Here is a 14,401-nt window from a genome sequence, read left to right as displayed (position 1 = left end):
CTCGATGCCCATAACAAAATCGTCGGCCGTGGAACTCGGCCTGGACACATTCGGCGATCGCACTGCCGGTCCGGATGGTGAACCACTCTCGTACGACCAGGTCATCCGTGATGTGGTCGCAGAAGGGGTCCTCGCCGACAAGGTGGGGTTGGACTTTTTCGGTGTCGGTGAGCATCACCGAGAGGATTTCGCCGTCTCAGCGCCTGAGGTGGTCTTGGCCGCAATTGCGGCCAAGACAGACTCCATCCGTCTGGGAACAGCTGTGACCGTACTGAGCTCAGATGATCCGATCCGCGTGTACCAGCGCTTCGCCACTCTCGACGCGATCTCCGGTGGCCGGGCGGAGGTCATCCTGGGGCGCGGCTCGTTCACCGAATCGTTCCCGTTGTTCGGCTACGACCTCGCGCAGTACGAGGAGTTGTTCTCCGAGAAACTGGATCTGTTCGCCGAGCTGCGATCAGAGGGCCCGATCACCTGGAACGGTGGGCACCGGGCGCCCCTGACCGGCCAGGAGGTGTTCCCGAAAACCGCGAAGGGAGGGTTGACCACCTGGATCGGTGTCGGTGGCTCGCCGGAGTCGGTGGTACGCGCGGCGCGATACGGAATACCGTTGGTGCTGGCCATCATCGGCGGTGAACCGGCCCGGTTCGAACCGTTCGTCGACCTCTACCATCGGGCGCTGACCGAGTTCGGGCATTCCGAGTTGCCGGTGGCAATGCACTCGCCGGGTCATGTCTCCGACAGTGACGAACAGGCCCGTGAAGAACTGTGGCCCCATTACCGCGATCAGATGAACCGGATCGGCCGGGAACGAGGATGGCCGGCGACGACACGCGGTCAGTTCGAGCAGGCGGCAGGCCCGGACGGTTCGTTGTATGTGGGTTCCCCGGACACCGTTGCTGCGAAGATCATTCAGAATGTGCGGGCACTGAAGGTCACCCGTTTCGACATGAAGTACGGCAACGGCACCCTGTCCCATGAAGCCAAGATGCGAAGCATCGAACTGTACGGCGAGAAGGTCGCCCCGATTGTTCGCGAGGCCTTGTCCGATCAGAGGTAAAGTCCCGCGGTGTAAGCGTCGCGAGCAGTGCGGCGCACCGTAGGAGGCAAGACGTGGCGAGCAGTTCCGGTCCCGCATCGGTCACGTGCCGAACCGAGTACCGCAGTACGACTCACGAACGGCTCGCAACAGCTGCGAGCGCGCTCGTGATCGCCTCGCTGCTGGAGTTGGTCGCACTGACGATCGTCGATGCCCCGCCGATGACAACCGGTCTCATCGTCATCGTGACATTGGGGCTGGGCCTGCTGCTGGCGGCGTTGGGCCGCATCCGTGACCTGCCGGCCGTGATGATCACCGTGGACAATGAAATGGTTCACTTCGGCAATGCCGACTCCACGCTGCACTCCTTTCCGCTGGACTCGCTGCTGTCGGTCAAACAGAGTTCGGAGCTGGCAACCGACACATCTGTCGCCCGGTCGTCGCGCGCTGATCAGTTCCACGTCCGAGGCTGCCGGTACCTGCGTCTGCGGTTCGCGAGCAACCCGGATCAGGAGTGGCAGGTCGCGGCGATCGAGTCGGACCCGGCCGCGGCGGAGGTGGTCGCCCGCCTCCGCGCACATCAGCCCGCCAAGCGCACGGTCAGGGTGGGTAAGGCCACAGGTGACCTCGCCAAACCCGCAGCGGCAGAGCCGGGTTATCAACCTGCACAGCCCCCGCCTGGCCGGTTGATCCCGCGCATCGCGAACGCCGACAGCGAGGAAGCCGCAAAACGGTTGTGGCAGGCGGCAATCAAACAACACGACGATGTGCTGGCGGACTACGCCCAGTACGAACTCGAGCCCGAACTGCTCCTCCGGTTCCCAGCTGTCACCGACGTGTCGGTCGACACGGTCGAACTCTTTCATATGGCGCTGAGTCACGCGCAGGATCTGCGGACCGAGCGGTTCCCGGTCAACATCGATCGTGCCGACGAGTATCAGCAGGCGGTCATCGACCTGCGTAAGGCGTGGGTCGAATGTGAGAAATATGGGCGCGCGGTGGGTACAGGGTTACTCGAGGTGAACGACCAGAAGGAGCTAACGGTTGCGTTGTCGCTGCTGGAGAATGCGCGAAACGTCCAGGGCGATCAGCAGGCCGAGTACCTGAACCAGATCAAGCAGATCGTCACCGACCTGACCGACCGCGGCAGCCTTCATCCACAGCCGCAGGCGATAGAGGAAATCGATGCGGGACGGCGAAGGGCTTTAGAGGCGGAGTAGGCGCTGGCAAATGCCGTGTCGCGGGGCTACTTCGGTGCGATGTACTGGCCGTCAAGGGAGTAGATCTCCTCGGTCGGGTCAGGTCCGGACTTGATCGAGATGACCGTTTGATACTCGTCGAGTACGTACCGATACGAAGCCTCGATGTCCACGAGGTCGCGGTCGAACGTGTCGACGTTCCCGCGCCGCATCGCGTCATTGCGCACTTGATCGAAAGTGGCCGCCGACACCTCGGTGAAAGCGAAAGAACCCGTACGCAGCCGACCGGACTTGTTCTCGCTGTAAATACGCAGCGAAGGGAAGTGGCCGGGTGCCCGGCTCAGCGATCCGCTCGATTTGAGGTCGGTGTACTCCACGAGTACTCCGCCGGAATTCTGTATGTCTCCAGCCGAGATCGTCGCCGAGTCCGGATCCCCACGGATCTCGAACCTATTGAGAATCGGCTGGTCCGTCGGGATACCGGCCTCGGCCAACATCTCCGCGGCGAGAGTCACGGAAGTCTGGAAGTCGCCCGGGTTGAACCAGGTTGCGACAACTCCGTCGGTGTTCGCCTGAATGTCGACCTTGTCCTCGATTTCCTCGCCGAAGTCGGCCGTCGCCAGGACGGGTTGATCATCGCCGGAGCGAGCCACCGTCATGGTTTGGAAGGAGCGAGACTTCTCCGGAACAACCGCGTTCATTTCATCCCGGATCGCGGTGAATGGCATTCGCGCCAGATCGTCCGAACGGAAGGTGCGCGGAGCGCGGAGGTCCGTCGTGTTGCGCTCGACTGGCGCCCACCTCTCGCTGGCCGCCGAAAAATCGATATCGATGCTTTCGCCGGTTCTTCGGTCGAGCACGGATGCGCTGTCGTAACCGTCGTGCGTGATGCGAAGACTGAGAATGCTGTTCTCGGCATTCGGTCCCAGAGTTCGAATCTGCCGGAGCAAGTTGTCGATCTGCTGCTGGGGATCGTAGGTCGGTTCGGTCTCTTCGACTGAGATGGATGAGATCCCTGCATCCGGCAGTGACACCGAGATGTGCCATCCATCGCCGACACCGACGAACAGTGCAACCGCCACGAGGACGGTGATCAGTGGTTGCAGCAGCGTGGACTTCGGCGGGTGATTACCGAACTCTGTGGCCTTACCTGGCGCGATACCTACGTCGTAGGACAGCGAGGTGTCGGGACGAGGCGGGATCAGGGTAGAGGGGAGTGTGGTCTCGGCGTCCTGCAGGACGGTTGCGGCGACCGGCTTGGGCATCGCCGTGAGCCACCGCGCGCGATAGTCGGTGTCGTTGGGCGGTGAGATGGTTGCCGTCACAAGTGTGGGCTGCACATCCGACGCGTCGAGGCTTGACCTGGTCAGTGCCTCGATCGTCACCGGGATCTGTTTGCGGGACTGCCCTGCCTTCAGCATTCCGTCGATCCGGCGGGGACGCGGCGAGATGACAAGCGCGGTGACCATCAACGGAACGCCCACCAAGAGCGAGACGAGCCAGTTGTTGTACGCGCCGAGACCGACCGCGCATCCCAGCACCGCGCCGGCGACCGCTGCGCGAACCGCGAACCTGACTGCCGGCGGTCTGGACCGATCGGAACCGCGATCCGAGCTCATTGGCCACCTCCGGGACGGAATCATATTGCTCCCGTGACCAGCGCGAAAGTGGCAGAGTCTGATCGCTCGGGAAGCCTGCCGCGTACGGTATCCCGCGGACGCACTCCGCGTACGGTGGAGCACGGCACTTTTGCAGATGGACGGGAGTACGGCTCGGTGGGAAAGCTCACGAACAACATGTGGCGACTGCTGGGAGCGCAGTCTTCGCGCAACCAGTCGAAGTCTCTGACCTTGATCAAGAAGTCCGGTGACCATGACTCATGGGCGGCGGAGCTGAGCGACGAGAACTTCGCCACCGAGGCGGAGAAGCTCGACATCACCGACCCCGAGGGGGAGGACCGGGCCCGTTTCCTGGCGCTGGTCCGTGAAGCCGGAGATCGGGCGCTGGACATGCGGCCGTTCGACGTACAGCTGCAGGGTGCACTTCGGCTGCTCGAGGGCGACATCATCGAGATGGCCACCGGTGAAGGCAAGACCTTGGCCGGTGCAATCGCCGCGATCGGCTATGTGCTGCAAGGGCATCGGGTGCACGTGGTCTCGGTGAACGACTACCTCGCCACTCGTGACGCGGAGTGGATGAAGCCTCTCTTCGACCAGTTCGCCATCTCGTCGTCGGCGGTGTCCGAGAACTCCACGCGCGAGGAGCGCAAGGCCGCCTACGACACCGACATCACCTACGGTTCGGTCAACGAGGTGGGTTTCGACGTACTGCGTGATCAGCTCGCCACCCGGGCGGAAGACCTCGTATCGCCGAAACCGGACGTGGCGATCATCGACGAGGCCGACTCGGTGCTCGTCGACGAAGCGCTCGTGCCGCTGATCCTCGCCGGTGCGACCACCGGTGACGTGCCCGACAAACCCATCCACGATGCTGTCGGCAAGTTGAAGAAGACGCACTATGAAATCGATGCCGAGGGCAGGAACGTCTACCTGACCGACGAGGGTGCGGCGTTCATCGAGCAAGAGCTCGGTGGCATCAACCTGTACGACGAAGAGCATGTGGGTACCACGCTCGTGCACGTCAACGTGGCGATGCACGCACACATCCTGCTCGAACGCGACGTGCACTACATCGTGCGCGACGGGGGAGTCCACCTCATCAACGCCTCGCGTGGGCGAGTCGCCCAGCTGCAGCGATGGCCTGATGGCCTGCAGGCAGCCGTCGAACTGAAAGAAGGCCTGGCGCAGACCGATTCGGGCGAGGTGATCGACACCATCACCGTTCAGGCGCTGATCGGGCGTTACCCGAAGGTGTGCGGGATGACCGGCACGGCGCTGGCGGCCGGTGAGCAATTGCGGCAGTTCTATCACCTGGCCGTGTCCCAGATCCCACCCAACACCAAGAACATCCGCGTCGACGAGGTCGACCGGGTCTACGACACGAAGGCCAACAAGGCCGAAGCCGTCGTCGAGTTCGTCAAGGAGATCCACGACACCGGGCAGCCGATCCTGATCGGTACGCACGACGTCGCGGAGTCCGAAGAGCTCGCCCACCTCCTCGGCCGGGCCGGTGTGCAGAGCGTGGTCCTCAACGCCAAGAACGATGCCGAAGAAGCCAAGATCATCGCTGAGGCCGGTGCCAAGAATGCCGTCACCGTGTCGACTCAGATGGCCGGGCGAGGCACCGACATCAAGCTCGGCGGTTCCGCAGGCCAGAAGGACGGCGAATCGACGTCCGAGCGGGACGAAGTGGTCGAACTCGGCGGCCTCTGCGTGGTCGGAACCGGTCGCCACGACACCGAACGACTCGACAACCAGTTGCGCGGCCGGGCTGGGCGACAAGGGGATCCGGGCCGCTCGGTGTTCTTCTCGAGCGTGGAGGATCCGGTTGTCACGCGAAACCTCACCCTCAAACGCGACCCGGTCAGTTCGTCCGAGGACGGGTCGCTGGGCTCCAAGGGTGTCGACCTGATCGAGCAAGCACAGCGGGTGGCCGAGGGCGTCATGCTCGAGCTGCATGCGAACACCTGGCGTTACAACCAACTGGTGAACCAGCAACGCGACATCGTGATCGCGCGGCGCATGAAGCTGCTGACGACCGACACCGCTCTCACAGAGCTGAAGGACCTGGAAAGCGATCGGTACCGCGAACTGACCGGAGAGGCCTCCGAGCCGGCCGAGACAGCCGATTCGGACAACGCTCCCGATACGAAGTCGGTGGGCGACGAACCTGCTGAGACCGCTGTCGAGTCTGATTCGTCGGTACCGGTCGAGAAAGCCGAACCCGTCCCCGCGGCCGTCCTCGAGCAGGCCGCACGCGAGATCATGCTCTTCCATCTCGACCGCGCATGGGCCGACCACCTCGCATTCGTCTCAGACGTCCGGGCCAGCATCCACCTGCGTTCACTCGGTCGTGAGTCCCCCCTCGACGAATTCCACAAGCTGATCCTCGATGAGTTCGGCAGATTGCCCGGGGAAGCAGTCGACAACGCTCGCAAGACATTCCGTGAAGCTGTCATCACTGCTGACGGTGTCGACCTGGAACAGGCCGACCTCCGCCGCTCGACCACCACATGGACGTACATGGTGCACGACAGCCCGTTCAGCTCCGGTGGCGCAAAGGCGCTACAGGGCATCATCGGCATCTTCCGCTAGCGCTCGGGGCGGGCCTGCGCAAGGTGGCCCGTGGGTCCGGTGGCCGGAGTGCCGGGCCGTTCTTGCCGATGCGGCAAGTTTTCGTGACAGCCGGAGCCGTCTGGGCAAGGCTGGCCAGGGCAGGCTGTTCGACGTCGCGGATGGCCGGACGAACGGAGGAACCGGCCATGGGGACCACGAGCTCGTCCGGTCGCGTCAGGCGTCGTCGGGACACGCCGCCGCCCCGGACCGGTAGCAGCGAAGTCGAGGTACTCAGAGGATTCCTCGACTACTTGAGGACCTCGATCGTCGCGAAGGTGGAAGGCGCTCCCGAACCGCAGGTGCGGGCGGCCGCGGTACCTTCTGGAACGAACTTGCTCGGCCTGCTCAACCATCTCGTTCATGTGGAACGGGCGACATTCCTCGGCGAGACGGTCACCAGGTGGCAGTCGACCTTCACCGCCGAGGCATCGGACAGCGTCGATGACGTGATCGCCAGGTACCGGGAGGCCGTCGAATCGGCGAACGATGTCCTCGACGACTGTGCCGATCTCGCCGCACGTCTGCCACGTTCCGCGCCGGGACGTCCTGCGCCAAGCGTTCGTTGGGCTCTGACCCACATGATCGAGGAGACGGGCCGCCACGCGGGTCACGCCGACATCTTGCGCGAGCTGATCGACGGTCAGACCGGGCGCTGACGACAACGAGCGCAGGCACCGCAACGCCGGACAACCGCGAAACGCCGAATGCGGCGGATGTGACAGGGTAGTTCGCATGGAGGAAGTCGGCCCGGAACCGGTTGTGGAAACGAATCGGATATTCACCGTTCCGAACTTGCTCAGCGCCGTTCGGCTCGTGATGGTGCCGGTGTTCCTCTGGGTTCTGCTCGCGAAGGAAGCCGACGGCTGGGCGTTCGCGATCCTGTTCTTCGCGGGGCTGTCCGACTGGGCGGACGGCAAGATCGCCCGGCTCATGAACCAGTCGTCCAGATTGGGCGCTCTCCTCGATCCCGCAGCCGATCGGCTCTACATGCTGGTCATACCGATCGGCCTGGCGATCCGCGGGATCATGCCGTGGTGGCTGATCGGTGTACTCATCGGCCGGGACGTCCTCTTGCTGGCGAGCGCGCCCCTGCTGCGCAGCCGCGGCCTCACGGCCCTGCCTGTGATCTACATCGGCAAGGCAGCGACGTTCGCGCTGATGTACGGGTTCCCGATGATCCTTGCCGGGCAACTCGATTCGGTCATAGGCGACATCTTCTATCCGTGTGGATGGGCCTTCATGATCTGGGGCACGGGCATGTACCTGTGGTCGTTTGTCCTCTACTGGATACAGGTGGTGCAGGTGATGCGCACGATGCCGCCCGTGCATGACGCGAAAAGCTCACCAGACAACTCGCCCCGATGAGATGAACACCGATGGTGCGCTAAATTCTCCCTTCAACCCCCGAAGCGAATGCTTAACCGGAAGGCGTGACACGTGACCGACAAGCAGACTCCTGACGATCTGCGTTACACCACCGAGCACGAGTGGGTGAAAAAGGTGTCCGACACGACCGTTCGGGTCGGGATCACCGATTACGCGCAGGACCAGCTCGGCGACGTCGTCTTCGTTCAGTTGCCCGCGGTGGATGACGAGGTGGTCGTGGGGGAGTCGTTCGCCGAGGTCGAGTCGACGAAGAGCGTGTCGGACATCTTCGGTCCGCTCGCCGGAGTCGTGACCAACGTGAACGACCGGCTCGAAGCAAGTCCTGACCTGGTCAACTCCGAGCCCTACGGCATGGGCTGGTTGGTGGAGATCAACGTTGGTGACGACGCAGATCTCGACGCCGTGTTGGGTGAGATGCTCGATGCGTCCGGATATCGCGAAGTCACTGCCGGATAGGGCAACCCGGTGACGGGTCGGTTTGGGAACTGTATGCAGCAGCTTTATGCATCTGCGGCCGATGGCAGGGTACGGTCTAGGTCACGGGTAATTCCCCAAACCACTTGATGAGGACGAATCCGGCGTGTGAGCGATCGACCGCCGAAATGCCGTGGAACGACTTGGCCCCCTTCCGGGCCGCGGGGACAATTACGAAGAAGGAGAATTGGTGAGCGACAACGAGAAGGACATCGAGGCTCCGGTAGAGACCACTTCGGTCTTCCGGGCCGATTTCATCAAAGAGATGGAGTCGACCGGAGGATCCGCCACCGTATCGGCCGACAGCGGCGTCGAGCGGCTCTCCGCAGGCACCGCGCTGCTCGTCGTCAAACGCGGCCCCAACGCCGGTTCTCGTTTTCTGCTCGACCAGGCCACCACCTCGGCCGGTCGGCATCCCGACAGCGACATCTTCCTCGACGACGTGACGGTCAGTCGCCGTCACGCTGAGTTCCGCTTGGGCGACAACGACTTCCAGGTGGTGGATGTGGGCAGCCTCAACGGCACCTACGTCAACCGCGAGCCGGTCGATTCCGCCGTTCTCGCCAACGGCGACGAGGTGCAGATCGGCAAGTTCCGCCTCGTCTTCCTGACCGGCCCCAGTGGTGACGAAGGTTCCTCGAACGCGTGACCTCTCCGTCGGCGGGGCAGCAATCTGAAGGATCGATGTCAATCGGCTCGGTCCTCGATCAGCTGCGCGGCGAATTCCCGGATGTCACCATCTCGAAGATCCGGTTTCTCGAATCGGAAGGTCTGATCACACCCGAGCGGTCGCCATCGGGTTACCGACGATTCAGTCGGGCAGACTGCGAGCGGCTGCGGTTCGTGCTGACTGCTCAGCGCGATCGTTACCTCCCGCTCAAGGTGATCAAAGAACAACTCGACGAGATCGATCGTGGCGCTCAGTCCGATACACAGGCCGGGCCCCGACTGCTGTCTTCCGCCAAGAACTGGGTGGCGCCGGCCACCGACTTCTCGCAGGGTGGTGGTGGCCGGCTCAGCCGTGACACCCTCCTCGAGCGCACCGGGGTCGACTCGGCTTTTGTCACCGAACTGTGCGACAACGGTCTGCTCGTGCCGGGTCCTCGTGGTTTCTTCGATGAGGATGCGGTAAGGCTGGTCGCTGCAGCAGCAGCCCTGGCGAACTTCGGTCTCCAGGCTCGGCATCTGCGGGCATTCAAGGTTTCGGCGGAACGCGAAGCGGGTCTGGTCGCGCAGATCGCCGGACCCATCGCCAAGGGCAAGGGCACCGGGGCCCGCGACCGGGCCGAGGAGATGGTGCGAGAGATCGCCGCCCTGTCGGTGACACTGCACACCCAATTGGTCAAGCAGGCCGTCCGCGAAGTGCTCGACTGAGCCACTCTTGGTTTTCTCGGTCGTCGCACGGCCTCACTTGCCATAGGATTGATGGCGGTGCAGCATTCGCCCACACAAGCGTTGGGAGGGCCGATCGCATGAGTGAAATGCGCGTTGTAGGTATCCGGGTCGAACCGCCGCAGAGCCAGCCGGTCCTGCTCCTGCAGGAGACCAGTGGTGAGCGCTTCCTGCCCATCTGGATCGGGCAGAGCGAAGCTGCCTCGATTGCCTTGCGACAGAAGGGTATCGAGCCGCCCCGACCGCTGACGCACGACTTGATCGTCAACCTGATCAATGCACTCGGTCATGAACTGGTCGAAGTCCGCATCGTCGACATGCAAGAGGGCACCTTCTACGCAGACCTGGTGTTCGCCGGGGATCTGCGCATCTCCGCCCGGCCCTCCGATTCCATCGCGATCGCGATGCGGGCAGAAGTGCCGATCTACGCGGAGGAGTCCGTACTCGCCGAAGCCGGGCTGCTGATGCCCGATGACGACAGCGACGACGCCGACGACGAATCGGCAGGCGAGGTCAAAGAGGACGAGGTGGAGAAGTTCAAGGAGTTCCTCGACTCGGTGTCTCCGGACGACTTCAAGGCCACCGGAGGCGCGTGAGCCTTCCGTTCTGACGATGACGCAGTCGGCTTGGATCACAGAACGGAAACCGTGGGGTCACGAATCGTCTAAAGCTCGAGTTTAGGTTCAGGGTTAGGGCGAGTCGCGTTGATCGGCGCCCCTCCTGGACCTACGGTCAGTCCCAGGCCGTGAAAATTGCGGTGATGTGATTTTGACCAGTCAGAGCGCGTAAACTTGGGCCCGTCGGCGCCAAGACGTCGCTCGGACGGTCACCGACAGAGCACGCGAGGAGATCCCAGTGGGCGATCAGCCACACGACGGTGAAACTGCCCATGTGGGGGAGACTGCCCAAGGGGAGAATGCCCACCGGATCGACCGACCGTCGCAGGGGTCGTTGGACGACATCATCCCGGGACTGTTCCCCAACGACACCGTGCCCGACGAACTCGTCGGCTACCGAGTGCCCAGCGCGTGCCAGATCGCGGGTATCACCTACCGCCAGCTCGACTACTGGGCCCGCACGTCGCTGGTCGTCCCGTCCATCCGCGGCGCCGCAGGCTCCGGCAGCCAGCGGCTCTATTCCTTCAAGGACATCCTGGTCCTGAAGATCGTCAAGCGACTTCTGGACACGGGCATTTCGCTGCAGAACATCCGCGTGGCCGTTGATCACCTTCGCAAGCGCGGGGTCGAAGACCTGGCGCGCATCACCCTGTTCTCCGACGGGACGACCGTGTACGAGTGCACGTCCGCCGAGGAAGTCGTCGACCTCCTACAGGGCGGTCAGGGTGTTTTCGGGATCGCGGTCAGCGGTGCCATGCGTGAACTGAGCGGAACCATCGCCGACTTCCCGGCCGAGCGTGCTGACGGCGGGGTCACCGAAGCCGCTCCCGAGGACGAGCTGGCCTCGCGCCGCAAGAGCCGGGCTCGCCGCACAGGCTAGAACATCGCCCCTGCGGCAATGTCTGCCGACGTCGGTCTAGACTGAACCCGCGTCGCAGCGACCCGGGAGAGCGTCACAGCAGTGTGACCGCCGAAGGAGCAACACCTCTCCGTCAAACTCTCAGGCACCCAGGACCGTGTCGTCGTCGGCGTCTCTGGAGAGTGGCGGCATCAGCCGTCCGCCCATGGTGAAAGGCCGCATCTTTTGTGGCTGAATCTCTCAGGCGTCCACCGGTCCCTCGGGGAGCGTGGATAGGACAGAGGGGGAGGACCGGCGTCCGGCTTCGGTCGGCACAACCTGTGGTCGCCCCTTGGGGTGACCGCTGCGGAGGTCCCACCATGACCGGCTCTTCCTTCACTCATCGCCACATCGGTCCTGACAACAGCGAGCTCGGCCGAATCCTCTCGCTCATCGGCGCCGACTCGCTCGACGACCTGGCCCGGCAAGTGGTGCCTGCAGGCATTCTCGACGGCCCGCAGGACAACGGTCTGGAAGCACTGCCGCCTGCGGCATCCGAACACGAAGTGCTCGCCGAACTCGCTGCACTCGCAGCCGAGAACACCGTCGCGACGTCGATGATCGGCCTCGGCTACTACGACACCCTCACCCCGCCTGTCCTCGTCCGCAACATCCTCGAGAACCCGGCGTGGTACACCGCCTACACCCCTTACCAGCCCGAGATCAGTCAAGGCCGCCTCGAAGCCCTGCTCAACTTCCAGACGATGGTGTCGGACCTGACCGGCATGGAGGTGGCCAATGCGTCGATGCTCGACGAATCGACTGCGGCCGCCGAGGCCATGACCCTCCTGCGCCGGGCCGGCAAGAGCAAGTCGCCCCGGTTTGTCGTCGACAGCGACGTCTTCCCGCAGACGGCAGCGGTGATCGCCACCCGCGCCGAACCACTGGGGATCGAAGTCGTCACCACCGACCTCTCGCAAGGACTTCCCGACGGAGACTTCTTCGGCATCCTGCTGCAGACTCCGGCAGCGTCAGGCCGGGTCATCGACTGCACGCCGCTCATCGAGGCGGCACACGAGCGCGGTGCGCTGGTCGCCGTCGGCGCCGACCTGCTGGCCCTCACGTTGATCTCTGCGCCCGGCGAGCTGGGCGCCGACGTGTGTTTCGGGACCACCCAACGCTTCGGGGTGCCCATGGGCTTCGGTGGACCCCATGCCGGTTACCTGGCAGTCCACGCCAAACACGCCCGGCAATTGCCGGGTCGCCTCGTCGGTGTCTCGAAGGACGCCGACGGCAACCTCGCCTACCGGTTGTCTCTGCAGACCCGTGAGCAGCACATCCGACGAGAGAAGGCGACCAGCAACATCTGCACCGCGCAGGTGCTGCTCGCGATCATCGCCGCGATGTACGCCAGCTACCACGGAGCCGACGGCCTCCGCGCCATCGCGAGCCGGGTGCACGGGCATGCCCGCACACTTGCGGCGGCGCTGCGGTCCGGTGGAGTCGAGGTGGTGCACGACAACTTCTTCGACACCGTGCTGACCTCTGTGCCGGGGCGGGCCGCCGGCGTCGTCGCCGCAGCCAAGGAACGTGGCATCAACCTCCGACTGGTGGACGATGACCATGTCGCGATCGCCTGCGATGAGGCCACCACCGCGGACCACGTGTCCGCGGTCCGCGACGCTTTTGGGGTCGACGCCTCGAACGCCGCCAAAGACTGGCCTGAGATCGACAGCCGCACAAGCGAATACCTGACCCATCCGGCGTTCAACAGGTACCGCACCGAAACCGCGATGATGCGGTACCTGCGGAGTCTTGCCGACAAGGACATCGCACTGGATCGGAGCATGATCCCACTCGGCTCGTGCACGATGAAGTTGAACGCCGCCGCCGAGATGGAAGCCATCACCTGGCCGACCATCTCCCGGCTGCATCCCTTTGCTCCGGCAGGTGACGTACTCGGAATGCGCAAGATCATCGCTTCGCTCGAGGACTGGCTCGTCGCGATCACCGGCTACGACCGGGTCAGCGTCCAGCCCAACGCGGGGTCTCAGGGCGAATATGCCGGGCTGTTGGCCATTCGCGAATACCACCGCAGCCGTGGTGACTTGAACCGCACGATCTGCCTCATCCCGTCGAGTGCCCACGGGACCAACGCAGCATCCGCGGTCATGGCGGGCATGCGGGTGGTCGTGGTGTCCTGCCGCGACAACGGCGATGTGGATGTCGACGACCTACGCGCCAAGGTGGACGCCAACGCCGCCGATCTGGCAGCGATCATGCTCACCTATCCCTCGACCCACGGTGTCTTCGAGGACGAGGTCGGTGACATCTGCGCCGCGGTGCACGACGCAGGCGGCCAGGTCTACGTCGACGGCGCCAATCTCAACGCACTGGTGGGAGTGGCTCGCCCAGGGCGCTTCGGTGGAGACGTCAGCCACCTGAACCTGCACAAGACGTTCTGCATCCCGCACGGAGGCGGCGGGCCCGGCGTCGGCCCGATCGGAGTGCGCGAGCACCTCGCGCCGTTCCTGCCGGGACATCCACTGGCTGATGAGCTGCCTGGCGATCTCACCATCTCGGGTGCGCCCTACGGCTCGGCGTCGATCCTGCCGATCACCTACGCATACATCCGGATGATGGGAGCCGAGGGATTGCGGGAGGCAACGCTCACGGCGATCGCCTCCGCCAACTACATCGCTGCCCGGCTGAACGACTCGTACCCCGTGCTGTACACCGGCGCGGGCAATCGGGTGGCGCACGAGTGCATCATCGACCTGCGACCGATCACCAAGAGCACCGGCGTGACAGTGGACGACGTCGCAAAACGTCTGGCCGATTACGGCTTCCACGCTCCGACGATGAGCTTCCCGGTCGCCGGAACGCTGATGATCGAGCCCACCGAGAGCGAGAACCTCGACGAGATCGAGGCATTCTGCGACGCGATGATCTCGATTCGCGCGGAGATCGACAAAGTGGCGGACGGTCAGTGGCCGGCCGACGACAACCCCCTGCAAGGTGCCCCGCACACCGCCGAGTGTCTCGTCGGGGACTGGGAGCACAGCTATGACCGACTGGTCGCCGTGTACCCGAACGGACTGCCGTCGGCCGGTGCCCGAGCGAAGGTGTGGCCCGCGGTGCGGCGTATCGACGGCGCGTTCGGCGACCGCAATCTGGTCTGCAGTTGCCCGCCGATCGAGGCGTTCGCCTGAACCCGGGTG

General features: G+C 64.1%; 12 protein-coding genes and 1 riboswitch. Of the genes, 11 read left to right on the top strand and 1 reads right to left on the bottom strand.

The window, feature by feature from the left end:
- Positions 1-4 precede the first annotated feature (4 nt).
- Positions 5-1,060: an LLM class flavin-dependent oxidoreductase gene (locus MVA47_RS17950; protein WP_247209048.1), complete on the top strand. Its 1,056-nt coding sequence runs from the start codon at positions 5-7 to the stop codon at positions 1,058-1,060.
- Between the two features lie 53 nt (positions 1,061-1,113).
- The gene (locus MVA47_RS17945) at positions 1,114-2,259 is read left to right on the top strand and encodes a hypothetical protein (RefSeq protein WP_247209046.1); all 1,146 of its coding nucleotides are present in this window, start codon (positions 1,114-1,116) and stop codon (positions 2,257-2,259) included.
- Positions 2,260-2,285: 26 nt separating this feature from the next.
- On the opposite strand, the gene MVA47_RS17940 is transcribed toward MVA47_RS17945, so the two are convergent.
- Complete coding sequence (locus MVA47_RS17940; protein ID WP_247209045.1) at positions 2,286-3,857, bottom strand: hypothetical protein; 1,572 nt, start codon at positions 3,855-3,857, stop codon at positions 2,286-2,288.
- A 156-nt stretch (positions 3,858-4,013) separates the two neighbouring features.
- Here MVA47_RS17940 and secA2 point away from each other — a divergent pair, with 156 nt between their 5' ends.
- The 9 genes from secA2 to gcvP all read left to right on the top strand — a co-directional run bounded on the left by secA2 (position 4,014) and on the right by gcvP (position 14,392).
- Complete coding sequence (secA2, locus tag MVA47_RS17935) at positions 4,014-6,452, top strand: accessory Sec system translocase SecA2 (protein WP_247210883.1); 2,439 nt, start codon at positions 4,014-4,016, stop codon at positions 6,450-6,452.
- A 167-nt stretch (positions 6,453-6,619) separates the two neighbouring features.
- Complete coding sequence (locus tag MVA47_RS17930) at positions 6,620-7,129, top strand: DinB family protein (protein WP_247209043.1); 510 nt, start codon at positions 6,620-6,622, stop codon at positions 7,127-7,129.
- 76 nt (positions 7,130-7,205) lie between these two features.
- Positions 7,206-7,838: a CDP-alcohol phosphatidyltransferase family protein gene (locus MVA47_RS17925; RefSeq protein ID WP_247209041.1), complete on the top strand. Its 633-nt coding sequence runs from the start codon at positions 7,206-7,208 to the stop codon at positions 7,836-7,838.
- A 72-nt stretch (positions 7,839-7,910) separates the two neighbouring features.
- The gene (gene gcvH, locus MVA47_RS17920; RefSeq protein ID WP_062798667.1) at positions 7,911-8,315 is read left to right on the top strand and encodes a glycine cleavage system protein GcvH; all 405 of its coding nucleotides are present in this window, start codon (positions 7,911-7,913) and stop codon (positions 8,313-8,315) included.
- A gap of 208 nt (positions 8,316-8,523) precedes the next feature.
- Complete coding sequence (gene garA / locus MVA47_RS17915; protein WP_030162599.1) at positions 8,524-8,982, top strand: glycogen accumulation regulator GarA; 459 nt, start codon at positions 8,524-8,526, stop codon at positions 8,980-8,982.
- A 35-nt stretch (positions 8,983-9,017) separates the two neighbouring features.
- Complete coding sequence (locus MVA47_RS17910; RefSeq protein WP_062798665.1) at positions 9,018-9,707, top strand: MerR family transcriptional regulator; 690 nt, start codon at positions 9,018-9,020, stop codon at positions 9,705-9,707.
- A gap of 98 nt (positions 9,708-9,805) precedes the next feature.
- On the top strand, positions 9,806-10,321 hold the full coding sequence (locus MVA47_RS17905; RefSeq protein ID WP_030162603.1) for a bifunctional nuclease family protein: 516 nt from the start codon (positions 9,806-9,808) through the stop codon (positions 10,319-10,321).
- Between the two features lie 259 nt (positions 10,322-10,580).
- Positions 10,581-11,222: a MerR family transcriptional regulator gene (locus MVA47_RS17900; RefSeq protein ID WP_023958051.1), complete on the top strand. Its 642-nt coding sequence runs from the start codon at positions 10,581-10,583 to the stop codon at positions 11,220-11,222.
- A 53-nt stretch (positions 11,223-11,275) separates the two neighbouring features.
- A riboswitch (glycine riboswitch) is annotated at positions 11,276-11,369 on the top strand.
- Between the two features lie 191 nt (positions 11,370-11,560).
- On the top strand, positions 11,561-14,392 hold the full coding sequence (gcvP, locus tag MVA47_RS17895) for an aminomethyl-transferring glycine dehydrogenase (protein ID WP_247209039.1): 2,832 nt from the start codon (positions 11,561-11,563) through the stop codon (positions 14,390-14,392).
- The last annotated feature ends 9 nt before the right edge of the window (positions 14,393-14,401 follow it).

Source organism: Williamsia sp. DF01-3, assembly GCF_023051145.1.
Taxonomy (GTDB): domain Bacteria; phylum Actinomycetota; class Actinomycetes; order Mycobacteriales; family Mycobacteriaceae; genus Williamsia.
This window is presented reverse-complemented; position numbering and strand designations above follow the sequence as displayed.